The following is a 22,219-nucleotide window of genomic DNA, read 5'->3' as shown; positions in this document are numbered from 1 at the left end:
TACAGGAGCAGCGCGGAAACCTACGGCTTTAGCCGTGGTCGGTACCGTATCAGGAGGAAATTGCGCATACTGCTCAACTATAGTAGCCACTGCAAGCCACTGCACACCTGATCGCCAGCCTGCTCGGCGAGCAGTGTGTAACTAGTTGCAGTTGTTACTATAGTGCGGTGTTGATTGTGAGTGCTCGGTAGCCACAGTTATTGTTCGGTCTGAAAGCAGGCAGCGGGCATATGCACGCGAACCCGTTACAGGCCCTGCCGTAGACGATAACAGCAGCCAGTGTCACTCGCCGGATCAGACAGCTTGTCGACAACGTCGCCGCTCAGCGCGGAGTTACCGCTGACGTGGTTACTCGAGGGTTCCGTAGCGTTGACCCTTCCGTTCGACGACCCCGTTGCGATCTTCGGGCTCGCAGTGACGATTTTCCTGATCGCACCGCTGGTCCTCAAACGATATCGGCTGCCGGGCATCGTCGGCATCATACTCGTCGGCGCGGTAATCGGCCCGAACGGGCTCCACCTCCTCGAGCGCGGCGAGACGATCCAGGTGCTCGGCGAGGTTGGCCTGATCTACTTGCTATTCATCGCCGGACTCGAGATCAACCTCACGCAGTTCGTCGCGTACAGAGACCGAAGTATCGTCTTCGGACTGCTCTCGTTCACGATTCCACAGGTTGTAGGCACTGTGGTCGGCGTCGCAGTGCTTGACCTGTCCGTTGCCGCCGCGTCGCTGTTCGCGGCGATCTTTTCCTCACACACGCTGCTCGCGTATCCGGTCGTCACCCAGCTCGGCATCGCGAAAAACGAGGCCATTACTGCGACCATCGGCGGAACGATCCTGACCGACACCCTCGCGCTGCTCGTGCTTGCGATCGTGATCGCCGCAGTCGGCGGCGACCTAGACGCCGCGTTCTGGGTGCAGTTGACGGCCGGGCTCGCCGTGTTCTTCGTCGGCGTCTGGCTCGTCGTGCCACGGCTCGGGCGCTGGTTCTTTCGCATTCATAGCGAGGAGAGCTACTTCGAATACCTGTTCGTCCTCGCCGTCCTGTTCGGTTGTGCAATCCTCGCCGAACTCGTCGGCGTCGAGCACATTATCGGCGCGTTCCTCGCCGGATTGGCGCTCAATCGCCTCATTCCCGAAACTGGGCCGCTGATGAACCGCATCGAGTTCGTCGGCAACGCGCTATTCATCCCGTTCTTTCTGTTGTCAGTCGGCATGCTCGTCGATGCACGGGTCTTCTTCGAGGGGACCGAAACGCTCCTCATCGCTGGCTCGCTGCTCGGGATGGTCGTCACTACGAAGTACCTCGCCGCGTGGGCGACCGGTCGACTGTACGACTACGACCGCAACGAGGTCTACAGCATGTTCGGCCTCTCCGTCGGCCAGGCCGCGGCGGCGCTTGCGATCGTCCAGATCGGGTTCGACGCCGGCGTCGACGGATTCGGCCAGCACATGATCAACGGCGTCGTGGTGATGATCCTCGTCGTCAGCCTGTTCAGCCCCACGCTCGTCCAGCGAACTGGTGCAGAGATTGCTCGTGCGCGCGAGCGTGAACCGTACGACCCGGCGACGGCCCCACAGCGAATTCTCGTCCCGGCGGCACACGACTCGAGAGACCCCCGCTCACTGCTCGGACTCGCGATGGCGATTCGCGACGAGCGAGCCGACGAACCGATCCACGCGGTCACCGTCGTCCGTCCCGAGACGGTCACGCAGACCGCCGCTGCAGTCGGTGATGCGGAGACGCGGCTCGAAACGCTAGCAGACGAAACCGCGGCTGCAGAGGTGCCACTCGAGACGCACACTCGCGTAAACCACAATATCGCTTCGGGGATCGTCGGCTCGGTGCTCGACAATCGCATCACGACGCTGGTGATCGGCTGGGATGGGGCTCGAGCGCGGACGCAGCGGGTGTTCGGTCACGTGATCGATCAAGTGCTCCGGCGAACGACGCAGCTCGCGCTCGTGGCGCGGATTCGCGACCGTCTCAATACGACACAGCGGATCGTGCTCGTGCTCCCGCCGAACGTGGCTCGCAACGACGGGATCGCCGAAGCGCTGCACACGGTGGCTCTCGTCGCCGAGCAGACGGGAGCGCCGATCCACGGCGTTATGGTTGGCGAGGAGTCGCCGCAGTTCGAACGGCTGATGGAGGCCATTGCACCGGAGCAGCCAGTCGAGTTCGACACGGTCGCGGACTGGGATGACCTGACCCAACCGCTTCGCAGCGCAGGTGAGGCGGGCGACCTGATCATCTGTCTGAGCTCTCGCCGGACAGACACGGGATGGCATCCGGAGCTCCAGACACTGCCAGCGCGAATCGCGCGGCTCACCGAGGGGAACTTCGTGATACTGTATCCGGCGGTGGCAGAGCAAACGGACGACCGGCAGTTCCTCCGGTTCTCCTGATCGCCACCGGTGGTCGGCAACGTCAGCAATCGCGACAGCGACGACGGGCGAACTCAGCGAAGCGACTCTAGCGCCTCGCTCGCTTCACGGGCTGCCTCGAGACACTCTTTCGCGTACCGCGGGTCGTCGGTAGCCGCTGCCTCGGCGGCGAACTTCTCGAGTGCACGCGTCAGCGAGTCGCGAGCAGCGGAGCGGTCGCCGGCGCTGCTATCAGTGGCGTTCGTGTCGACGCTGCTGGCAGGTGTTGGCTCGTCGCGGCGAGGTGGTGACTGTGGGTGGGCCTTGGTCTGGTTCTGGGTCTGGGTCCGACTCTGAGGCTGAGACTGAGACTGAGTCTGCGGCTGAGACTGAGAGTACGACCCCGACGTTGGCCGTGACCGGTCTGCATCCGTACGGTCCGAATCAGTCTCATCCGACGGCTGAGACGTGACTTTGGGATCTCTTGGCGCGTCGGTGTCGGCGCGGTCGGCCATCTCGGACGAGTCCGCGGCGGCGTTTCGCTCGTCTGTGGCGGTCTCGGCCCCAGTCCCGGCCTCGGGCGCAGTCTCTTCGGGCGCAGCATCGTCGGCTGCATCCGCGTCAGCCGCGTCCGCCTCCAGCCCGGTCCCCTGCACAGCGTCCGGACTCCCGTGACAGCTTGGACAGAACGTCGTCCCGCTCTCCTGAAACAGCGGGTCCCCACAGGTGCCACAGTGGGAGTTCGTCATCGTCGCCCCCTTGAGCAGCAGGTCGCTCATGCGCTGGGTCGCCTGTCGCTCTTCCTTGTCGCGCTCGTACTTCTCCCGAAGCTTCTCGCGCTCGGCCTCCTTATCGAAGTCGCTCATACCCACCAGAACGGTGGCATCCGTCGAAAAAGCTGCGAAGGCGGACTCGACGAACCGTCACTCGATCCGCCGGTACATCCCCTTCGACGCCGGTTGCGTCTCCTCGTAGCCGAACGACTCGTAGAAGCCGTCAACGTCGGCTATGAGGTTGACGTACGCCTGCGGCGGCGCTTCCGACTCGAGATAGGACTCGAGCTGGGTCATAATTCGCGTGCCAAGTCCCTGGCGTTGATGGTCTGGGTGGACGACCATATCTGAAATCTGGTAGACGGTGCCGCCGTCGCCGACGATGCGACCCATGCCGACCGTTTCGCCCGTCGGTTCGTGGACGACGATCACGCCGTAGACGGAGTTGGGGAGCCCCTGTTCGATACCTTCGGGCGAGCGTGGCGGCATGTCGGCGGCGTCGCGCAGTGCGGCGAACGTCTCGGGATCAGGGAGTTCCTCGCGAATGGTGTACGAATCAGCAGTGGCGTCGGCGGTGCTCGAATCAGTCATAGGTGAGCCGAGGAGAGGATACACAAAGCCGGTACCGATTCGGTCTGGCAGCGATGCCGAGTACCGATGGTGCCTGTCCTACAACGAGCCAGGAATCAGGTCGCGACAGGGCTACTCGAGTGCCGCCTCCACGGCATCGACGGCGGCCGTGGGTGTCTCGACGGTCTCGATCTCAACGCCGGCGATGGCGTGGGTTTCGAGACCCACAATAGGACGGTCGTAGATGCCAGCAAACCCGATCTCGGAGAGCGTGCCGACGCCGCCGGAGAGCGCGATGACTGCATCACCGTTCATCGGAACGAGCGCGTTCCGGGCGTGGGCGAGGCCGGTTGCGATTGGGATGTCGACGTGCTCGTTTGCGGCGGCCCGGCGATCGCCCGGGAGGATGCCGATGGTGGTTCCGCCCGCGTCCTTTGCACCGCGGCAGACGGCCTCCATCGTTCCACCGAGACCGCCACAGACGACCGTGTGGCCGCGCCGACCGAGTTCGCGGCCGACTGCCTCGGCGCGGTCGGCTTCGTCGTTCGTGATCGTTCCGCCGCCGATGACGCTCACTCGCATATGGGTGAGACGGCGGCGCTGGCTCATATCGGTTCGGGACGTGGCTGTGCTGCGTGATGTGGAAAAGAACCAACGGCAAGGGTTCGACAGTCGTCGATAGAAATATCGTCATATCGTGCGAGAAGAGCGGGATTCGACGGATTTAACGCAAGGGCAAGCGGATCGTTACGTGGTATGACGAAAGTTAGCGTGGTCGGCGCGGCCGGAACGGTCGGGGCCGCCGCAGGGTACAACATCGCGCTTCGGGACATCGCAGACGAACTCGTCTTCGTCGACATCCCGGACAAGGAAGACGACACGATCGGTCAGGCCGCCGACGCGAACCACGGCGCAGCCTACGACTCGAACACTACGATCCGTCAGGGCGGCTACGAGGCCACCGAGGGCTCGGACGTCGTCGTCATCACGGCCGGCATCCCGCGCCAGCCTGGACAGACGCGAATCGACCTCGCGGGCGACAACGCGCCGATCATGGAGGACATCGGCTCCTCGATCGCGGAGTACAACGACGACTTCATCACCGTCACAACCTCGAACCCGGTCGACCTGCTCAACCGCCACCTCTACGAGGCGGGCAACCGCGCACGCGACAAGGTGATCGGCTTCGGCGGGCGACTCGACTCCGCCCGCTTCCGCTACGTGATCTCCCAGCGCTACGACGTTCCCGTCCAGAACGTCGAGGCGACGATCCTTGGCGAGCACGGCGACGCGCAGGTCCCGGTCTTCTCGAAGGTCCGCGTCAACGGCCAGGATCTCGAGTTCACTGACGACGAGAAGGACGAACTCCTCGAAGAGCTCCAGACCTCCGCGATGAACGTCATCGAGAAGAAGGGCGCGACGGAGTGGGGACCAGCGACCGGCGTCGGCCACATGGTCGAGGCCATCCTCCGCGACACCGGCGAAGTGCTGCCCGCGAGCGTCACACTCGAGGGCGAGTTCGGCCACGAGGACACTGCCTTCGGCGTGCCCGTCAAACTCGGCTCGAACGGCGTCGAGGAAGTCGTCGAGTGGGATCTCACGGAGTACGAGCGCAACCAGCTCGGCGAGGCCGCCGAGAAGCTCTCGGACCAGTACGACAAGATCGCCTGATCGGCGCAGTACAGCGAGATCTGTAGAGCTGCGAGAATTGCGAACTGCCCTCGATTCGGATCAGTTGGATCGGACCACGGGCAACCGCGACCGATTTTCTCACCGCGTTCGGCTTCCCGACCGAAACGGTAACCTACCCGTTTAGAATACCACTAGCGCGTGACAGCATACGACGCCGTGCTCTTCGACAGCGACGGTGTGCTCGTCGAACCGCCGCCGGTGGAAACCCAGACGAACGCCACGCGGGCCGCCTTTCGTGCGGTCGGCGTCGAGGACCCGGACCGCCAGCACGTCGACGCTATTGTGGGCGGCGTGACGACCGAGACGCTTCAGGAGATTTGCTCGGCGTACGACCTCGAGCCAGCGACGTTCTGGGCCGCGCGCGAGCGACACGACGAGGATTCCCAACTGGTCGAGTTCAGAAACGGAACCCGAACGCAATACGACGACGTCGCCGCGCTTTCCGGCCTTCCAATGGAGGTGAACTGCGGCGTCGTGAGCAACAACCACCACAGCACCATCGAGTTTGTCTTAGAGCACTTCGAACTCGGCCCGTTCTTCGACACCTACTACGGTCGCGAGATGACCATCGAGAGCCTTCAACTGAAGAAACCGAACACGCACTACCTCGATCGGGCACTGGACGATCTGTCCGTCTCCGCCGAGTCAGCACTCTACATCGGCGACAGCGAGAGCGATATCCTCGCTGCAGAACGAGCGGGACTCGAGTCCGTCTTCGTTCGCCGGCCCCACTGTCACGAGGTCGAGCTGGGAGTCGAACCGACGTACGAGGTCGAGGATTTGTACGGAGTGAGGCAGCTCGCCCACCGGTAACGAAGGGGAACGCAGCCTACCGTTTTCGGACCCGCATCTCGACCGGTCCGGGATCGAGTGATACCTTGAACGAAGGATCGATCGACTCCGTAATTCGGTCAAAATCAGCGTGTTGGACCAACGTCGCCAGCGAGAGCTGGAGTTCGGTCATCGCGAACCGCATCCCGATACAGTGGCGTGGGCCGCCACCGAAGGGGAAGTAGGCGTACTCGGGACGGTTAGTATCAGTACGAGCATCGAGCACGGGTCGCCCGTCCTCGTCGGCGGAGAGCCAGCGAGCCGGACGGAACGCGTCTGGCTCGGACCACCACCGGTCGTCCCGGTGGATTCCGTACATATTGAGCTGGACTGTCGTTCCCGGGTCGATTCGGTAGCCGCCGACCGCAGTGCTTTCGTGAGGTTCGCGCTGGAGGAACGGCAGCGGCGGGTAGAGACGCAGCGCCTCGCGGCTGACAGCCTCGGTGACGGAGAGCTCCGGGAGGTCCGTGAACGTCGGGTTTCGATCGCCACAGACCGCGTCGACCTCCCGTTCGAGCTGTGAGCGAACGCTGGCGGTGTCGAAATCGGCATCAGCGTCGGCACCACCATCGACATCAACGTCGAAATCGGCACCAGCGTCGGCATCGGCATCGATATCAGCGTCGACATCTACATCAGCGTCGTCCCCAGCCAGCAGCCAGCAGGCGTACGTCAGCGCAGTCGCAGTCGTTTCGTGCCCAGCAAGCAAGAAGAGCAGGAGCTGGTCAGTAATCTCCTCGGCCGATGGTCTCGAACCGTCGGGATACGCACCCGTCGCGAGCAGCGAGAGCAGGTCGTCGCCGTCTGTACCCGACTGGCGGCGGTCGGCGACCAGACCCTCGACGAGCGCTTCGACATCGGCCGTCGCACGCCGGTACTCGCGTTCGGCCCCGCTGGGGAGCCACGTCGGCAACACGGCCCGAACGCCGAAGAACTCGGTGTCGTTGTACACACCCATCGCGTGAACCCAGCGTCGCACGCGCTCAGCACGGTCGTCCCCGAACTCGAGATCGAACAGAGACCGGGTCAACGCCCGGAGCGTCAACGTTGAGGACGCCTCACGAAGGTCGACAACGTCGCCGTCGGACCAGCGCTCGACGAGCCGAGTCGTCTCGTCGACCATATCGTCGGCGTAGGACTGTATTCTGGCCGGTGTGAACGCGTTCTGGAGGAGCACACGCTGTCGTCGCCAGCGGTCGCCTTCCGCGAAGAACACCCCCTCGATAGCGACCGCGTCACTGAACTCGTTCTCGAACTCGCCACGCCAGAACTCGTCGTCGCGGGAAACCAGGACCTCCTCGACGAGCCCGGGATCCGAAACCGCGACGAACTCACGACCGAAGGCTTCGTATCCGGCGACATCGCCGTACGTACTGAGATCGGAGAGGAACTCGAGTGGCTCGCGAACGAAGGTGAGGGTGCTGTCGATCAGCGGGAGCCCGCGCGGGCCGGGTGGCGGTGTCCGAGCAGTGGCTCGCATCGATCCGGTCTCACCGTCGTTTCGCGCCGGCTCAGTTCCGGCTTCGGCGTCTGTCCTCGGGCTTCGGTCGTCTGCTGTCGACTGCGGGTCGGTCATACTCGTTCTTCGACGTGTACAACCGTCGGTGATCTCCCGAAGCACTGAACTTCTTTATATAGTGGAGGAGAATGTCCGGTATGCAGTCAGCAGACCTCACGCTCCGCCTCCCCCCGTCGATGCAGTTGCCAGGACCCGAGGGCCTCACAGCGTTCCAGCGCGAGGAGGTGCTCTCCTGGGAGGTCGATCCCGAAGCCGGCACCGTTCGCTTTCTCTCGCTAATCGTCGGTGATGTCGGAGCACTCGGAACGCTGGCCGACGAGCTCGACGCCGTTCACCGCTACGATGCGACACCCATCGATGACGACGCCTTCTACGGCTACGTCGAGATGGACCTGCGGGCCGCCGACGCCACGCTGCTGGGAACGTTCGATGTCCCCGGTCTGGTGATCGTCCCGCCGATGGTCTACACGGGGCGACAAAACGCCCGCATCACCGTGCTTGGCGAACCAGAAGCGATGTCGCAGCTGCTCGAAAGAGCGCCGGACGGTGTCGAGATCGAGGTCGAGCGCATAAGCGAGCACCAGCGCCGCTCGGAGACGCTGGCCGGTCGGCTCACTGCCAGACAGTTCGAGGCGCTCACGGTCGCCCGCAACGCGGGGTACTACGACGTGCCACGGAGTGGCGACCTTGCAACGGTGGCAGCCGAACTCGAGTGCTCGGAGAGTGCGGCCTCGACGTTGCTCCGAACGGCGGAGTCGAAACTGGTCGATGCTGCAGTGCAACGATAGAAGCGGTGGTGACTGAGCGACTGATCAGGGAATCAACTGCTCGCCATCGTCGTCGTAGATTTTGATGGCATCGACGGGACACGTGCGGGCGGCGAACTTCGCGTCCAGTTCTGCGTCTTCGGGAATCTCGCGAACGAAAACGCCGTCTTCGACCTCCTCGCTGTCCTCGAGAATCGCCTTCCCTTTCGACTTGTCTTTCGTGAATCCCTCCCACTCGGCGACGCACTGGTACATCCCGATACAGGTGTCCTCGTCGAACTCGACTTTCATGAGCGAAGATTGGGGTGATCGTGGTAAATCGTTAGCGGTCGGGAGAGGAGACAGCGCCCGCCGCCAGCGATCGGAGACTGTCAGGAGAGCCCGGACCAGGATGCCGTCTGCAGACGAACCCGACGACGTGCAACGGACATGAATACGTGCCACTGAAACAAGTCACACACCGATAGCCCGACAGCTGTGCGCTATGCGATGGGCTGTGGACTGACTTGCAGTAGCTACTATAGTAACAACTGCAACTATTCACACACTGATCGCGCTTCCGCGGTTCTCACTCGTTCCACTCGCTTGCGGGTCACGTTGTTCCCCGCTCGCGTCCGCGGTTCTCACTCACTTCGTTCGCTCGCGGGTCACGTTGTTCCCCGCTCACGTCCGCGGTTCTCACTCACTTCGTTCGCTCGCGGGTCACGTTGTTCCCCGCTCACGTCCGCGGTTCTCACTCACTTCGTTCGCTCGCGGGTCACGTTGTTCCCCGCTCGCGTCCGCGGTTCTCACTCACTTCGTTCGCTCGCGGGTCACGTTGTTCCCCGCTCGCGTCCGCGGTTCTCACTCACTTCGTTCGTTCCGAACCGCGCTCGCTCCGAACCGCGCTCGCTCCGAACCGCGCTCGCTCCGAACCGCGCTCGCTCCGAACCGCGCTGCCGTCGTGCGATCAGGTGTGCATTGACTTGCAGTGGCTACTAGCTACTTACCGAGACAGTCGGTCGAATCCGGGACGTGGCTTATCTTAGCAGCAATCGTATTCTATAGCAACAACCATGAAGAACGAGATCGATGACCTCTCTCCGCTCGCAGACGCCGTCTCCGGACGAGCGCTCGACGAGTGGCTCGGGTTACTCGCCAACCGAGAGATGCAGATCACGCTCGCCTATCTGTACGATCATCCGAAGACGACAGTCAACGAACTCGCCACGGCAATCGCTGGAAAAACCGCCGCCGAGGAGGGTCGGATCGCAGCCGAATCGGACTACGACGACGCGTACATCTATCTGTACCATTCGATACTGCCGCGACTCGACGACCATGAGTTACTCGAGTTCGACGCCGAGGAGCAGACCGTTCGGGACGTGGACGTTCCGCCGGCGATCTACACCGTTCTCGGGATCGGCGAATGACGATCAGTGGGCTGGAAGAGGCGCTCGAAATCGTCGAAAACGAGCGAAAGCATCTCGCGGTCTACACTGCCGAGACCGACGTCGCGGCCGAGCTTCAGCAGCAGTTCACGACCAGAAACGTGACCGTCGAGCACCGACAGGCCGCTGCGTTCGACGACGGCTTCGTGGTGATCCGGGGCGCCGACGGCAGCTTTCGAGGGGCGCTGGGAATCGAGTACTTCGGCGCTATCCTCTCCCCCGACAGTTATCCGCCGTGGACGCTCGAGAATTCCGGTATCGAGACGCGGCAGGTGTTCGACTTCCTCGAGAATACGCTCTTTTCCTCCTACGATCGCCGACAGTTGCTCGCGGTCTCGCGGGAGATCGAAGAGCGGGCCTGGCGTCTCGGTGAGGGGGCGCTGTACGCCGGTTTCGAGCGCAAAGCGGCCTTCGAGAAGCAGCGAGAGGTGTACGACCGCCTCTCCTCCCGTGGAGCCCTCTCGGTGACGGTATTCCTCGATGCCGCGTGGGACGCGCCGACGGAGGGTCTCGCGGTCGTCTCCGCTTTGGGCGAGATCGGACAGTTCTGGTTCGTCGTCTTCGACGGTGCAGGGAACACGCAGCAAGCGTGTGCGCTGGTCGCCGAAGAACGACAGCCCGGACGGTACTACGGCTTCTGGACGTACGATCCCGAGTTGGTCGGCGAACTGGTGGCGTGCCTCGAGGATATCGATGGCGTTCAGAGCGCGTAGCACCGAACCACCGAGGCAACGGCTGTGCCGACCGTCGGACGACTATCGTCCCTCGACACGGGACGGCTGTTGTTCGGGATTCAGGAACAGACACACGGTCGAACTCGAGACACGAGAGCATGAGAGCACGAGAGCATGAGAGCACGAGAGACCGGTTGCCGATCAAGAATCGGACGACCGTTTTTGTGTCGATAGCACGAATTATACTCGAGTGAATGGTCGCACTATCGTTCGCCGTCCTCGTCGGGGCCGCCATCATCACCTGCCTGTTTATGGCGTGGGTGCTCGGAGCGAACAGCAACTCGCCGCCGTTTGCCCCCGCGATCGGCGCGAACGCGATTTCGACGATGCGGGCTGCCTTCGTCATCGGACTGCTCGCAGCCGCTGGTGCGCTCATGCAAGGCGGGAGCATCTCCGAGACCGTCGGAGCGGATCTGATCGACGGCGTGACCATTACGCCGCTCGCAGCCACCGCCGGCCTGTTGACGGCGGCGACGTTCATGGCGATCGGGATCTACACGCGGTATCCGATCCCCGCGGCGTTCGCAACAACGGGCGCGATGGTTGGCGTCGGACTCTCACTGGGCGGCGACCCCGCAATGGCGACGTACCAGCGTCTCGGAACGTTCTGGCTGCTCGTGCCGTTCATGTCCGGCGGGCTGGCGTATGCGACCGCGGTCACGCTGCGACGTGACGACATTCCCGAATCAGTCGGCGTACCGTTGCTCGCAGCCATCGTCGGAGCAATCGTCGCGAATATTCGACTCGGCGCGATTCCCGATCCAGCAGCCGAACAGGGGACGCTTGCACGGTTTCTCTCTCAGCCGTTCGGCGGCGGCCCGGTGCTCGTGGGAGACGTCGATCTCGGAATGATCTTCGTGACGATCGGAATCGGAGCACTGGCGTTCTACTGGATTCGCAAGCACGTCCTCGACTCCGTCGATCACGGGATTCGGTCGTTCTTGCTCGTCCTCGGCGGAATCGTCGCGTTCTCGTCGGGTGGGTCGCAGGTCGGACTCGCGACCGGTCCGCTCGAGAACCTCTTTCGGATCGAACTCGGTCTGCCGGGAATCACACTGCTAGCACTGGGTGCAACCGGCATTCTCGCCGGCGCCTGGATGGGGGCACCGCGGCTGCTGCAAGCGACCTCGCGGGAGTACGCACAGCTCGGTGTCCGCCGGTCGATCGCGGCACTCGTTCCCGGCTTCATCATCGCACAGCTGGCGATCGCCCTCGGAATCCCCATCTCGCTCAACAACATCATCCTCTCGGGAGTCATCGGCGGTGGGCTGGCTGCGGGATCAGCCGGTGTCTCGAAGCAGAAGATCGGGTTTACGATCGTATTCTGGCTGCTCACGCTCGGAACGTCGATCGGAGTCGGCTACGGGCTTTATCAGCTGCTCGCGGCGCTGATCGGCGGATAACCCGGTCGGTACCGGTCACACCACAACACACCACCGTCGCTTCACCCCGCCGGCGACAGGAGGTAGCTCCCGCCGACGGCGAGAACGCCAGCGAAGATCCCGATGAGTCCGACCGGCGGGAAGACGAGCGCGGCCGCGGCGCCGAAGATGAGCGCTCCGACACCGACCCGCCAGACGATCGACTGCGGGTGATAACCGCAGTGTGGACACTCGTCGACGGTTCGTGAGATCTCTTCCCCGCAACGACTGCAGATATACACCGGTTTCATACGTCCACTCCCATCACCTCGGGGTGCTCACTCGAGTACGGTCACCGGCCGGTCGGTACGGTCGACGACGGTCGTCGCGATCGTGCGTCCGAGAAATCGCCGAACGAACCCCGGCGTTCCGGTTCCCGACCCCTTCTCGTGGCCGTACATGACGACGTGATCGACATCCGCATCGCTCGCGTACCGCGGAATAACCGTCCAGGGCCGTCCCTCGGTCGTCTCGATGCGAATCCGATCGGACGCTGACGGCACGTCCGCGGACACCGACTCGAGTAGCTCCGTCGTCGTCCGTCGGGCCTCCTCCGTTCGCGTTTCGTCGCGCTTGAGGATGTTCCCTTCACTGAGCGGCGCATCGAGCGGCATCACGACGGCCAGCAGGATGACCTCGGCGTCGGGAAACATCTCGAGGGCGTACGCGAGCGCCTCGTCCTCTCCCGGACGGCCAAGCGTGGGGACGAGGACGCGGTCGGGGCCCGTAGCGGTCATACGGGCGGGTTCGGTCGCCTCGTTCATCGGTCTGTCGGCGCGCAGACGCCGGGCAGAGTTCAAATCGTGGACGAGAGATTGGAGAGCGACTCCGCAAGACGACAGTTTAAACCGAAAGACGCGCCAATCACGGGTAATGAACGTCGAGGAGCTGTCGGGGCTCCCACCCGGTGCCCGCTCGCACTTCCAGGAGCAAGGCATCGAGGAGCTCTACCCGCCGCAGGCCGAGGCCGTCGAAGCCGGCGCAACCGAGGGTGAGAACCTCGTCGCCGCCGTCCCCACCGCCAGCGGCAAGACCATGATCGCCGCGTTATCGATGCTCTCTGCCGTACAGCGCGGCGGGAAGGCGCTATACATCGTCCCGCTGCGAGCCCTGGCGAGCGAGAAGAAGGCCGAGTTCGACGCCTACGAGGAGTTCGGCGTCACGACCGGCGTCGCCACCGGCAACTACGAGTCGACCAGCGAGTGGCTCGCCACGAAGGACATCATCGTCGCGACCAGCGAGAAGGTCGACTCGCTCGTACGCAACGGTGCGGACTGGCTCTCGGACCTGACGTGCGTCGTCAGCGATGAGGTGCACCTGATCGACGACCGAAACCGCGGCCCGACACTCGAGGTGACCCTCGCCAAACTCCGGCGGCTCAACCCGCAACTGCAGGTCGTCGCACTCTCTGCAACCGTCGGCAACGCGGACGAACTCGCCGACTGGCTCGACGCCGAGCTGGTCGACACCGACTGGCGGCCGATCGACCTCCAGATGGGCGTCCACTACGGCAACGCGCTCAACTTCGACGATGGCGAGACGCGGGAGGTCCCGGTCGAGGCCGGCGAGAAGCAAGAGGCCGCACTCGTTCGCGATATCCTTCAAGAGGGCGGCTCCTCGCTCGTCTTCGTGAACTCCCGCCGAAACGCCGAGGCCGCCGCCCGCAGACTCGGACAGGTCTCGAGTCGCGAACTGACCGCCGGCGAGCAAAACGATCTGGCAGCGCTGGCTACCGAGATCCGCGAGGACAGCGACACCGAGACCAGCCAGGACCTCGCCGACTGCGTCGAACGCGGCGCGGCGTTTCACCACGCGGGGCTCTCGAGTACCCAGCGCAGTCTGGTCGAGGACGCGTTCCGCGACCGCCTGCTGAAGGTCATCTCCGCGACGCCGACGCTCGCCGCCGGTGTGAACACGCCAGCCCGGCGTGTCATCGTCCGCGACTGGCGGCGCTTCGACCCGAGCGCAGGCGGAATGGCCCCTCTCGACGTACTCGAGGTCCACCAGATGATGGGCCGGGCCGGCCGCCCCGGTCTCGACCCCTACGGCGAGGCCGTCCTGCTCGCGAAGAGCCACGACGAGAGCCAGGAGCTGTTCGACCGCTACGTCTGGGCCGACCCCGAACCCGTCCGCTCGAAACTGGCTGCCGAGCCCGCACTACGAACCCACGTGCTCGCCACCATCGCCTCCGGATTTGCCCGCACACGCGAGGGGTTACTCGAGTTCCTCGAGGCCACGCTCTACGCGAGCCAGTCGAGCGAGGGGGGACGGCTCGAGCGGGTGACTGACGACGTGTTGAGCTACCTAGAACGGAACGATTTCATCGAACGAAGCGGCGGTCCCGAGGACACGCTCAACAGCGAGGCCGACGCGGCGAGTGCGTTCACATCGGCGGCTGACCTGGCCGATAGCGATGGCGGTGACAGCGGGGGCACAACCGGTCAAGAAGAGGACCTCGAGGCCACCAGCCTCGGCCACACCGTCTCACGGCTCTACCTCGATCCGATGAGCGCCGCCGAAATCGTCCACGGACTCGAGGACGCCGACGAGCGCCCGACCGCTCTCGGGCTCTACCAGCTCGTCTCGCGCACGCCCGACATGTACGAACTCTACCTGCGCTCGGGTGAGGACGAAAAATTCGGTGAACTCTACTACGAACGTGAACGCGAACTGCTCGGCGACGCGCCCAGCGAGTTCGAAGAAGAGCGCTTCGAGGATTGGCTCGCCGCTCTCAAGACCGGCAAACTACTCGAAGACTGGGCGACCGAGGACGACGAGGAACAGATCACCGAGCGGTACAAAATCGGTCCCGGCGACCTCCGCGGCAAGGTTGACACCGCCGAGTGGCTACTCGGTGCGGCAGAGTCGCTCGCGAGTGAGATCGACAGTGAGTGGGCCGTCGCGGTCCGCGAGGCCCGCGCCCGCGTCGAACACGGTGTCGGCGAGGAGCTACTCGAGCTCGTTTCGGTGAGCGGCATTGGCCGCAAGCGCGCACGGCGGCTCTACGCGGCCGGCATCGAAGAGCCCGCAGCCCTCCGATCCGCTGACAAGGGCGTCATCCTGCACGTCCTCAAAGGCGAGAAGACGGCCGAGAACATCCTCGAGAACGCCGGCCGCGAGGAGCCGTCGATGGACGGCGTCGAGCCGATTCCGGTCGAGGGTGGCTCCGGATCGGGGTCGTCCAACTCGAGTGGCTCCAGCGAACCGAATGCCGATGCGAACGCAACCGAGGACGACGCAGACGACAACCAATCCAGCCTGGGTGACTTCTAGTGGCCCCGGAGCTACTCGAGTGTCGCCTCGCAGTCGACGACCTCGATGCGTTCGTCACCGACGTAGGCAAGATCGGCGAGCGCCACGGCGTGACGATACAGGCCTTCGACGCACGATACGTGGCTGGACGGCAACACCTCCAGCGGGCCGTCGAGTTGGCCGACCGTGCGATCGACCGCGGCGAGAACGTCGCACGCGACCGAGCAGTCGAAATACTGCTCTACGCTGCTGGCCGGCGACAGATCGACCAGGCACTCGAGATGGGCGTTAGCGAGGACGAGACTCGCGCCGTCGTCCTCATCGACCACGCTGGGTCAACGGAGAACGAACACGGCGACCTCGAGGCCGCCCGCGAGGCGATCACCGAACTCGAGTCGTTCGTCGGACCCGAACCGACGCTCGACGACACCGACGAGGAAACCTTGCAATCGTTCTTCGACATCACCGACGCCGAACGCGCCGCGACGGACGCCTCACTCGAGGCACTGGTTCGTGAGCGGGTGGCGTTGCTCGAAGTCGAGAAGTAATAGAGTACTGTACTGGCACCTGGTGACCCAAGACTGTCCCCAAGTCGGTACAGGCAACCGAAAACCGACAACCCGGCAGCACACTCTTATCCATCCCCGTTGAACCGCCGTCAACAGCACAGATGGCGACCCTCGAGGACCCCCTCACCATCGGCGGCGTGACGATCCCCAACCGGCTCTACCGCGCACCGCTACTCGAGTGCGCGGGCAGCGGCCCCGACGCAGTCGACGCGTTGATCGACGACCTCGAACCGGCCGCAGCGTCGGGAGTAGGGCTCATTTTTCAGGGTGCGACCATCGTCCGCGGCGAGGGCGGCTGTGCCGCACCTGGTATGACCCGCGTGCACGATCCCGCGTTCGTCTCGCAGCTGTCGCGACTGACCGACCGGATTCACGACCACGGCGGGCGGATTTTTATCCAACTCGAGCACGGCGGTCTGCGGAGTATGGAGACCTGGAACGCCGAGTATCGCGCCGGCCATCCCGACCTCGAGCAACTGGCGGTATCAAAGCCGCCGTGGCAGCTTCAGTTGCTCGACCGCCTCGGCTTTCTCTCGTACGAGCCACAGGTGCTCTCAACCGACGAGGTGTACGATCTCGCAGGGGATTTCGGCCGTGCGGCCGCGTCAGCCGTGGAAGCGGGCTACGACGGCATCCATCTCGCCGCAGCGAACATGGGCATTATCCAGCAGTTCCTCTCGCCGTTCTACAACCGCCGCGACGACGAGTTCGGCGGCTCACCCGAAGCCCGACTCGCGTTCCTCGCGCTGGTCCACGACGAGATTCGCGGACGGGCGGGCGACGTTCCGATCGTAACCAAGGTCCCGGCGGAGACGCCTGCACCACCCACGCCGATCGTCCGGCGGAAGCTCTCGCTCTCGGACGGCGTCGAAATTGCGCGCCGACTCGAGCGGATCGGCTACGACGCCGTGGTACCGGTCCAGACATCGGTCGTCTGGGATATGAGCATTGTCCGCGGCGAGTATCCCGCGCGAGCATGGGAAAACGAAAACCTGCAAGAGGCGTACGACGCGGCCTTCGGCGGGCCGGCGCGACGACGACTCGTCTCGCTCGCAAACTGGGTCCAGTCGCTGCAGTACGGGTTCGAGCCGGCCTGGAACGAAGCGTTCTGCCGACGGGTTCGCGAAGCGGTGTCGATTCCGGTACTCGCAGAAGGTGGGATTCGTGAGCGCAGGGAGATGGATCGATTGCTTGGGGCAGGCGAGGGGAACGGCGGCGGCGAATCGGGGCAGGAAACCGAGCCTGCATGCGATATGGTCGGCCTGGCCCGTCCGTTCTATGCCGAACCGCGACTCGGCGCGCGACTACTCGATACGGACGCAAACGCCACTCTCATTGCCGAGGATACCACACCGCGAGTCCTCTGTGACAGCTGCAACAACTGCACCGTGCCGCAGGCCACCGGCGCACCCGGTATCTGTCGCACACCCAGCGTGCTGCAACAGCGGGGGGTACTCGAGCGTGCTGGTGCGTACGCGAGCAGTGAGGAAACAGAAACGCGCGAATAGGAACGACGCAACGACTGACCCCCACGACTCAGGCGCGAACAGTCGCCGACGAGAACTCCTCGATCGTCCCCTCGAGTTCGTAGCTCGGCGTCCGCAACTCGAGTAGCGACGAGTCGGGAACGTCGACGAAGTGTAGCGACAGTTCGTACCCGCCGTTCGCGTCGATGCGACTGGCTTCACGCTGACCGGTGTCGGGGTGGACCGCGAGTGCGTACTCGCCGGCGTCTGCGGGGTCCGTCTCGCCCTCGATTTCGTAGGTCGATAGTGACGCCTGGCCATCGTTGCTCTCAACGGGGTGGCCGTTCTCGCGCCAGGGATTAAACCCGTCCGCGAGACCGTAGACATCCGTGTAGCCGTTATCGAGAAGAACCGCCGCGCGTTGGCCTGCCTGTGCAATCGGGCAGACACAGTAGGTGACGATTCGCGTGTCGGTACCCCAGTCGGAGACCGGGTCGCTCGACTCCAGTCCGTCCGGTGCCGGGCTGAAGACGGCACCCTCGATGTGTGCCTCGTCGTATTGTGGCTGCGTTCGTGTATCGACAAAGTACGCCTCGTCGTCCTCCCACCACTCAGCGACGTCCTCGAGCGGCGCGAACGGGACGGTCTGACCGTTGAACGTCTCGGTTTCGTATTCTGGCGGGAAGTCGTGAGAGTCGGTGTTGTCGGACTCAGAATCCGAAAACTGGTCCAGACACCCGGCGAGACCGACCGAGCCACCGAGAACCGCGCCACCAGTCGCTCGGAGAAGCGTTCGTCTCTTCATAATTCAGGGAACACGTCCACTAATTATAGCCATTGGGGTCGCCGCTGGGAGCACTCGCGACCTGTTTCGTCGTCACTGGATGAGATACCTGACCAGACCCCTTCGTTTCAACTGGAGACTCGGAGAAGAGACTCCGAGTGAACTCGAGTTGAAATGAGAGAAGTAGTCCATGCTGGATTCGAACCAGCGTCTCGAGCCCCAGAAGCTCGAAGGATTGGCCACTACCCTAATGGACTTGACATGACGCCGGCGGCGTCAGTTACCAACGTCGTACCAGTCTGTAGTTGGGGTTCGTATTAGAGTGTTACGAACTCGAACGCGAACGCGTTCTCGAACGAACTCGATTAACAGTCTCTAGGTCGGAAGCTGTTAGCACATCGTCGAGTCGTGGTGTTCCTTTCGATGACAGTTTGCACAGAGAACGTGGCATCGCTCGATTTCAGCCCTGATTCGCTCTTTTGGTTGGTCGTTTGCGACCAGTTGTGCGACAGTTGCCTCCTTCACGTCCCCTACGTGGTGGAAGTCTAAACAGGCGGGGTCCGATTCTCCGCATCGATTACAGCCAGCAGCACGTTTTTGATTGTCCGTCCATGTCCGGAGTTCTCGCTCCGGTGGCGTATGATGAATTGCTCGGTGGCAATTCGCACAGACGACGGTACACTTTGCAATCTCGTTTCGAAGTGCGTCCCGGCCGTATCCGAAGGTTACCATTCGTCCGACTGCCATCCGTTTTGTTGTCGCATCGACGTGATGGAAATCGAGACAGGCTGCAGTGTTCACGTCGCACCGAGAACAGCCGCGTTCTCGCTTTTGTTCGTCGAGCCAGGATCGCAATCGAGAACGGCGGCGTAACGTCCGCTCCGTGTTCCAGTCGGTGTTTCGGTAGTGCCACCGCTGATCCACAGAGAGCGCATCCCAGGACAGTCCCTCGGGAAGTTCGATCTCGTCTGGCTTCCGTCTTACTCGAGACCCCCTCGAGTACGATGTCTCGAGCCCGGCCCGTTCCTTCGCGTCGTTCCAGCCACCACACGTTCGAATAATCGTCGCAGAGGCGGGTGTCAGCCCGAGTTCCTCGTACTGTGCTTTCGTCGGCGACTCACCAAGTCGTTCGGCAGCCTCCCGGAGTGCCTCGAGACACTCGTCTTCCGTAGTCACACCGCCGTTCGTTCCGGCATGTGATATAAACCCGCAGACGGAAACCGGATGGGAGTACGCTACTCGTGTGATCACGAACCGATACCACTATTCTCCCGACCCGAGCACATTCGAGTATGTACGTCGGACGATTCGTCGTCGTTGGCCCGGAGGGTGGCGCGTACCGCGTCTCCTCCCGGTCGTTCCCGAACCGAGCAATTACTGCGCGAGACGATGCTGAGGCGCTTACTGTCGGCCCGACCGAGGATGCGCCGGACACCGACAACCCGTACGTCTCCTACAACTGCCTGCGCGTCGTCGAGACGCCGACTGGCGAGACGGTCGCCTTCGGCAACGGCTCGCACGTCGACCCGATCGCGGAGAAACTCGAGTTGGGCTATCCCGCGCGGGACGCGCTCGCGGAGAGTCTGCTCGCGCTCGACTACGAGAAGGACGACTACGACACGCCGCGGATAGCGGCGACGATCACTGACGATGGCGAGGCACTGATCGGTACCGTCCGCAAGGACGCGCTGCTCGTCGAGACCGTCGACGAACCGACGCTCGTGGCGACCTACGAGAAGGACACACCGGAACCGATCGAGTTCGATGCCGAGAGTGCTACGGCGGCAGCCAGCGAGAGCTACGCACTCGAGTTCGAACACGCAGTGTGTGCGGCAGGGGTTTCCCGAACCGAGGACGGCTTCGAAACGGCGATCGAGAACGGGGACTGATACGGATTGCTGTAACGATTTACCGGTGCAACTGCCGCCTGGATCGCGGTTGCGCCGGAAATGACTTACAGTAAACCGTATGAGGCGGCGCTGCCCGACGCTGTCTATTGTGCGCTGCGTGAGCAACCTACAACTGTCTCGCGACAGTGAATGGTGAGTAACTGCCATGAAGGTCGGTCTCATCTCGGACGTCCACGGGAATCGGGTCGCCCTCGAGACGGTCCTCGCGGACATGCCACCGGTCGACGAACTCTGCTGTGCCGGCGACGTCGTCGGCTACAACCCCTGGCCGGGAGACTGCGTCGACGAACTGCGCGAGCGAGACGTCCCAACCGTGCTCGGGAACCACGACGCCGCTGTCGCCGGCGAGACGCCGTTCCGGTTCAACGGGATGGCGCAGGCAGGCGTCGAGTACGCCCGCTCCCAACTGACGGAAGGGCAGTGTGCATGGCTCGAGGGGTTGCCGACGGAGCGACTCGAGTGCGACGGGCGCATCAAGCTTGTCCATGGGCATCCCGACGATCCACAGCGCTACTCGCGGTACACGTATCCCAAGGACTTCTCGGCGCAGTTACTCGACGAAGAGGACGTGCTGGTGCTCGGCCACACGCACGTACAAGGGGTCGAACGCTTCGCTGAGGGGATCGTTGTCAATCCCGGGAGCGTCGGCCAGCCACGAGATGGTGATCCGCGGGCGGGCTACGCGGTCGTCGATCTGGCGGCGATGACCGTCGAGACGCATCGTGTCGAGTACGACGTAGAGACGGTGCAAGAGGAAGTCGGGGAGGTAGGGCTACCGGAGCGAATCGGGAGCCGACTTGCGCGAGGGAAGTGAGAAGGGAGTGCGTATCGGCACGGTACAGGAGAGAGTGAGCGGGTAAGTGAATACCGCGTCGGTGAGTGGGACCAACTGTGAGAACCGGTACACGGCCCCGAAGAGCAGTCGAATCGAACCTTTTAGGCAGGATACCGATATAGAGTGGCGTATGGTTGTCTCCGGCGACCGCGCGTGTACCGGCAGGAATCGACCACGACACGCCGAGCGCCGGTGTTGTCGATGGCACACGCAAGCGAGCGATAGTAGCCGACCACCAGGATGGGCGGCCGAACCGTCTCGGCGGCAGCACGGAGGCTACTGGTAGATGATCGGACGACTGCGTGAGGACACGCGGGCGATGTGCGACCGGGATCCGGCCGCGCGACGGTGTCTCGAGGTCGCGCTCACCTATCCCGGAGTCCACGCCGTCTGGGGGCACAGAGTCACCCACCGGCTCTGGAACAGCGGTTTTCGACTGCTCGCTCGACTCCTGTCGCATCTCGTGCGACTTTTGACGGGCGTCGAGGTCCACCCCGCCGCGACGGTTGGACGACGAGTGACGATCGATCACGGGATGGGCGTCGTCATCGGCGAAACCGCCGAAGTCGGCGACGACGTGCACATGTACCACGGCGTCACGCTTGGCGGTGATACGAACGAGCCGGTGAAGCGACACCCGACGGTCGAAGACGGTGTGAAGATCGGTGCGAACGCGACGCTGCTCGGCGATATCACGATCGGTGAGGATGCTGCCGTCGGTGCGGGGTCGGTCGTCACCGACGACGTTGAGGCCGGCGCGACAGTAGTTGGTGTTCCGGCACGGCGAATTGACGACTGACGAGTGGGCCGGCCGACGAGTGAAGGCGACTAATGAGTGAGGCGGCCGACGAGTGAAGGCGACTGACCGAGAGGGAGAGGTAGGTCAGTTCTCCTGGCTCTCGTCGACCGTTCCGTCCGCGCCCGCAGGTTCTCCTTCTGCTGGCACACCGTTGCCCGTCTCGACACTCGTCTCCGTATCCTGATCGGCATTCGCTGTGGCATCACCAGCGACTGCATCGTCACCAGCCGCCGTCTCGTCCGCAGGCTCTGGATCCGAAACGTAGCCGAGTTCGAACCAGAGCCTCGCCGTACAGCCCATCGCCTCCTCGTCGAGTTCAGTCTCCCCCTCTCGCTGGTCGAGATACCCGTTACAGCGGCCGTGCTGGACCACGTTCATCAGCGTCGCCGCCGAACCACACTCGGGGCAGTCGATGTAGTAGTTGCCCCCGTCGTTCTGGTGCCAGGTGTCGGGATCCAGTTCGGTGTAGGCGGCATCCTCGCGTCGACTATCCATGTTTG

23 protein-coding genes and 1 tRNA gene are annotated in these 22,219 nt (G+C 63.6%); 13 read left to right on the top strand and 11 right to left on the bottom strand.

Annotated elements, in window-relative coordinates:
• The first annotated feature begins 279 nt into the window (after positions 1-279).
• Entirely contained in the window at positions 280-2,409 is a 2,130-nt protein-coding gene (locus NMAG_RS09470) for a cation:proton antiporter (RefSeq protein WP_004267474.1), read from the top strand.
• A 53-nt stretch (positions 2,410-2,462) separates the two neighbouring features.
• Here the strand turns inward: NMAG_RS09470 and NMAG_RS09465 are convergent, their stop codons facing one another.
• The 3 genes from NMAG_RS09465 to NMAG_RS09455 form a co-directional block, all read right to left on the bottom strand.
• Positions 2,463-3,233: an Sjogren's syndrome/scleroderma autoantigen 1 family protein gene (locus tag NMAG_RS09465; protein WP_004267475.1), complete on the bottom strand. Its 771-nt coding sequence runs from the start codon at positions 3,231-3,233 to the stop codon at positions 2,463-2,465.
• A 57-nt stretch (positions 3,234-3,290) separates the two neighbouring features.
• A complete protein-coding gene (locus NMAG_RS09460) occupies positions 3,291-3,731 on the bottom strand; it encodes a GNAT family N-acetyltransferase (RefSeq protein ID WP_004267476.1) in 441 nt (146 codons plus the stop codon).
• Positions 3,732-3,842: 111 nt separating this feature from the next.
• Positions 3,843-4,292, bottom strand: coding sequence for a TIGR00725 family protein (locus NMAG_RS09455; protein WP_012996609.1), 450 nt, complete (start codon positions 4,290-4,292; stop codon positions 3,843-3,845).
• Positions 4,293-4,466: 174 nt separating this feature from the next.
• On the opposite strand from NMAG_RS09455, the gene mdh reads away from it, so the two are divergent.
• Both mdh and NMAG_RS09445 read left to right on the top strand, forming a co-directional pair.
• Entirely contained in the window at positions 4,467-5,381 is a 915-nt protein-coding gene (gene mdh, locus NMAG_RS09450) for a malate dehydrogenase (RefSeq protein WP_004267478.1), read from the top strand.
• A 159-nt stretch (positions 5,382-5,540) separates the two neighbouring features.
• A complete protein-coding gene (locus NMAG_RS09445) occupies positions 5,541-6,215 on the top strand; it encodes an HAD family hydrolase (protein ID WP_012996608.1) in 675 nt (224 codons plus the stop codon).
• A gap of 16 nt (positions 6,216-6,231) precedes the next feature.
• Here NMAG_RS09445 and NMAG_RS09440 read toward each other — a convergent pair whose 3' ends face one another.
• Complete coding sequence (locus tag NMAG_RS09440) at positions 6,232-7,809, bottom strand: cytochrome P450 (protein ID WP_004267480.1); 1,578 nt, start codon at positions 7,807-7,809, stop codon at positions 6,232-6,234.
• 80 nt (positions 7,810-7,889) lie between these two features.
• On the opposite strand from NMAG_RS09440, the gene NMAG_RS09435 reads away from it, so the two are divergent.
• On the top strand, positions 7,890-8,540 hold the full coding sequence (locus NMAG_RS09435) for a helix-turn-helix domain-containing protein (RefSeq protein WP_004267481.1): 651 nt from the start codon (positions 7,890-7,892) through the stop codon (positions 8,538-8,540).
• Between the two features lie 24 nt (positions 8,541-8,564).
• Here the strand turns inward: NMAG_RS09435 and NMAG_RS09430 are convergent, their stop codons facing one another.
• Positions 8,565-8,810 (bottom strand): ferredoxin, encoded by a 246-nt coding sequence (locus NMAG_RS09430; RefSeq protein ID WP_004267482.1) that lies wholly within the window; start codon positions 8,808-8,810, stop codon positions 8,565-8,567.
• Between the two features lie 764 nt (positions 8,811-9,574).
• On the opposite strand from NMAG_RS09430, the gene NMAG_RS09425 reads away from it, so the two are divergent.
• The 3 genes from NMAG_RS09425 to NMAG_RS09415 all read left to right on the top strand — a co-directional run bounded on the left by NMAG_RS09425 (position 9,575) and on the right by NMAG_RS09415 (position 12,086).
• Complete coding sequence (locus tag NMAG_RS09425; RefSeq protein ID WP_004267483.1) at positions 9,575-9,931, top strand: DUF7344 domain-containing protein; 357 nt, start codon at positions 9,575-9,577, stop codon at positions 9,929-9,931.
• Complete coding sequence (locus NMAG_RS09420) at positions 9,928-10,662, top strand: DICT sensory domain-containing protein (RefSeq protein ID WP_004267484.1); 735 nt, start codon at positions 9,928-9,930, stop codon at positions 10,660-10,662. The genes NMAG_RS09425 and NMAG_RS09420 overlap by 4 nt, the downstream gene beginning before the upstream one ends.
• Positions 10,663-10,877: 215 nt before the next feature.
• Positions 10,878-12,086 (top strand): inorganic phosphate transporter, encoded by a 1,209-nt coding sequence (locus NMAG_RS09415; protein WP_004267485.1) that lies wholly within the window; start codon positions 10,878-10,880, stop codon positions 12,084-12,086.
• A gap of 41 nt (positions 12,087-12,127) precedes the next feature.
• Here the strand turns inward: NMAG_RS09415 and NMAG_RS09410 are convergent, their stop codons facing one another.
• Positions 12,128-12,355 carry a zinc-ribbon domain-containing protein gene (locus NMAG_RS09410; protein ID WP_004267486.1) on the bottom strand — a complete coding sequence of 76 codons (228 nt, stop codon included), beginning with the start codon at positions 12,353-12,355 and terminating at the stop codon, positions 12,128-12,130.
• A 27-nt stretch (positions 12,356-12,382) separates the two neighbouring features.
• Positions 12,383-12,868 carry a universal stress protein gene (locus tag NMAG_RS09405; protein WP_004267487.1) on the bottom strand — a complete coding sequence of 162 codons (486 nt, stop codon included), beginning with the start codon at positions 12,866-12,868 and terminating at the stop codon, positions 12,383-12,385.
• Between the two features lie 109 nt (positions 12,869-12,977).
• Here NMAG_RS09405 and NMAG_RS09400 point away from each other — a divergent pair, with 109 nt between their 5' ends.
• The 3 genes from NMAG_RS09400 (at position 12,978) to NMAG_RS09390 (ending at position 17,433) form a co-directional block, all read left to right on the top strand.
• Positions 12,978-15,377 (top strand): ATP-dependent DNA helicase, encoded by a 2,400-nt coding sequence (locus NMAG_RS09400; protein ID WP_004267488.1) that lies wholly within the window; start codon positions 12,978-12,980, stop codon positions 15,375-15,377.
• The gene (cgi121, locus tag NMAG_RS09395) at positions 15,377-15,904 is read left to right on the top strand and encodes a KEOPS complex subunit Cgi121 (protein WP_004267489.1); all 528 of its coding nucleotides are present in this window, start codon (positions 15,377-15,379) and stop codon (positions 15,902-15,904) included. The genes NMAG_RS09400 and cgi121 overlap by 1 nt, the downstream gene beginning before the upstream one ends.
• Before the next feature lie 122 nt (positions 15,905-16,026).
• A complete protein-coding gene (locus tag NMAG_RS09390) occupies positions 16,027-17,433 on the top strand; it encodes an oxidoreductase (protein WP_004267490.1) in 1,407 nt (468 codons plus the stop codon).
• Positions 17,434-17,461: 28 nt separating this feature from the next.
• On the opposite strand, the gene NMAG_RS09385 is transcribed toward NMAG_RS09390, so the two are convergent.
• The 3 genes from NMAG_RS09385 to NMAG_RS09375 form a co-directional block, all read right to left on the bottom strand.
• Entirely contained in the window at positions 17,462-18,196 is a 735-nt protein-coding gene (locus NMAG_RS09385) for a rhodanese-like domain-containing protein (protein WP_004267491.1), read from the bottom strand.
• 163 nt (positions 18,197-18,359) lie between these two features.
• Positions 18,360-18,432: transfer RNA gene (locus NMAG_RS09380), tRNA-Gln, on the bottom strand.
• A 133-nt stretch (positions 18,433-18,565) separates the two neighbouring features.
• Positions 18,566-19,351 carry a homing endonuclease associated repeat-containing protein gene (locus NMAG_RS09375; protein ID WP_004267492.1) on the bottom strand — a complete coding sequence of 262 codons (786 nt, stop codon included), beginning with the start codon at positions 19,349-19,351 and terminating at the stop codon, positions 18,566-18,568.
• Positions 19,352-19,467: 116 nt separating this feature from the next.
• On the opposite strand from NMAG_RS09375, the gene NMAG_RS09370 reads away from it, so the two are divergent.
• The 3 genes from NMAG_RS09370 (at position 19,468) to cysE (ending at position 21,719) form a co-directional block, all read left to right on the top strand.
• Entirely contained in the window at positions 19,468-20,064 is a 597-nt protein-coding gene (locus tag NMAG_RS09370) for an IMP cyclohydrolase (protein WP_004267493.1), read from the top strand.
• A 166-nt stretch (positions 20,065-20,230) separates the two neighbouring features.
• The gene (locus tag NMAG_RS09365; protein WP_004267494.1) at positions 20,231-20,899 is read left to right on the top strand and encodes a metallophosphoesterase family protein; all 669 of its coding nucleotides are present in this window, start codon (positions 20,231-20,233) and stop codon (positions 20,897-20,899) included.
• A 307-nt stretch (positions 20,900-21,206) separates the two neighbouring features.
• A complete protein-coding gene (gene cysE, locus NMAG_RS09360; protein ID WP_004267495.1) occupies positions 21,207-21,719 on the top strand; it encodes a serine O-acetyltransferase in 513 nt (170 codons plus the stop codon).
• A gap of 84 nt (positions 21,720-21,803) precedes the next feature.
• Here cysE and NMAG_RS09355 read toward each other — a convergent pair whose 3' ends face one another.
• Positions 21,804-22,214: a hypothetical protein gene (locus NMAG_RS09355; protein ID WP_004267496.1), complete on the bottom strand. Its 411-nt coding sequence runs from the start codon at positions 22,212-22,214 to the stop codon at positions 21,804-21,806.
• Positions 22,215-22,219 lie beyond the last annotated feature (5 nt).

The sequence above is a fragment of the Natrialba magadii ATCC 43099 genome, assembly GCF_000025625.1.
In the GTDB taxonomy this organism is placed as follows: Archaea; Halobacteriota; Halobacteria; order Halobacteriales; family Natrialbaceae; genus Natrialba; species Natrialba magadii.
This window is presented reverse-complemented; position numbering and strand designations above follow the sequence as displayed.

Bases quoted from the DNA above. Each gene is read 5' to 3' on its own strand.
- NMAG_RS09465 (WP_004267475.1), bottom strand. From the start codon at position 3,233: ATGAGCGACTTCGATAAGGAGGCCGAGCGCGAGAAGCTTCGGGAGAAG.
- NMAG_RS09435 (WP_004267481.1), top strand. From the start codon at position 7,890: ATGCAGTCAGCAGACCTCACGCTCCGCCTCCCCCCGTCGATGCAGTTG.
- NMAG_RS09370 (WP_004267493.1), top strand. From the start codon at position 19,468: ATGTACGTCGGACGATTCGTCGTCGTTGGCCCGGAGGGTGGCGCGTAC.
- NMAG_RS09455 (WP_012996609.1), bottom strand. From the start codon at position 4,292: ATGCGAGTGAGCGTCATCGGCGGCGGAACGATCACGAACGACGAAGCC.
- NMAG_RS09410 (WP_004267486.1), bottom strand. From the start codon at position 12,355: ATGAAACCGGTGTATATCTGCAGTCGTTGCGGGGAAGAGATCTCACGA.
- NMAG_RS09355 (WP_004267496.1), bottom strand. From the start codon at position 22,214: ATGGATAGTCGACGCGAGGATGCCGCCTACACCGAACTGGATCCCGAC.
- mdh (WP_004267478.1), top strand. From the start codon at position 4,467: ATGACGAAAGTTAGCGTGGTCGGCGCGGCCGGAACGGTCGGGGCCGCC.
- NMAG_RS09365 (WP_004267494.1), top strand. From the start codon at position 20,231: ATGAAGGTCGGTCTCATCTCGGACGTCCACGGGAATCGGGTCGCCCTC.
- NMAG_RS09415 (WP_004267485.1), top strand. From the start codon at position 10,878: ATGGTCGCACTATCGTTCGCCGTCCTCGTCGGGGCCGCCATCATCACC.
- NMAG_RS09430 (WP_004267482.1), bottom strand. From the start codon at position 8,810: ATGAAAGTCGAGTTCGACGAGGACACCTGTATCGGGATGTACCAGTGC.
- NMAG_RS09405 (WP_004267487.1), bottom strand. From the start codon at position 12,868: ATGAACGAGGCGACCGAACCCGCCCGTATGACCGCTACGGGCCCCGAC.
- NMAG_RS09400 (WP_004267488.1), top strand. From the start codon at position 12,978: ATGAACGTCGAGGAGCTGTCGGGGCTCCCACCCGGTGCCCGCTCGCAC.
- NMAG_RS09420 (WP_004267484.1), top strand. From the start codon at position 9,928: ATGACGATCAGTGGGCTGGAAGAGGCGCTCGAAATCGTCGAAAACGAG.
- NMAG_RS09440 (WP_004267480.1), bottom strand. From the start codon at position 7,809: ATGACCGACCCGCAGTCGACAGCAGACGACCGAAGCCCGAGGACAGAC.
- cysE (WP_004267495.1), top strand. From the start codon at position 21,207: ATGATCGGACGACTGCGTGAGGACACGCGGGCGATGTGCGACCGGGAT.
- NMAG_RS09385 (WP_004267491.1), bottom strand. From the start codon at position 18,196: ATGAAGAGACGAACGCTTCTCCGAGCGACTGGTGGCGCGGTTCTCGGT.
- NMAG_RS09390 (WP_004267490.1), top strand. From the start codon at position 16,027: ATGGCGACCCTCGAGGACCCCCTCACCATCGGCGGCGTGACGATCCCC.
- NMAG_RS09460 (WP_004267476.1), bottom strand. From the start codon at position 3,731: ATGACTGATTCGAGCACCGCCGACGCCACTGCTGATTCGTACACCATT.
- NMAG_RS09425 (WP_004267483.1), top strand. From the start codon at position 9,575: ATGAAGAACGAGATCGATGACCTCTCTCCGCTCGCAGACGCCGTCTCC.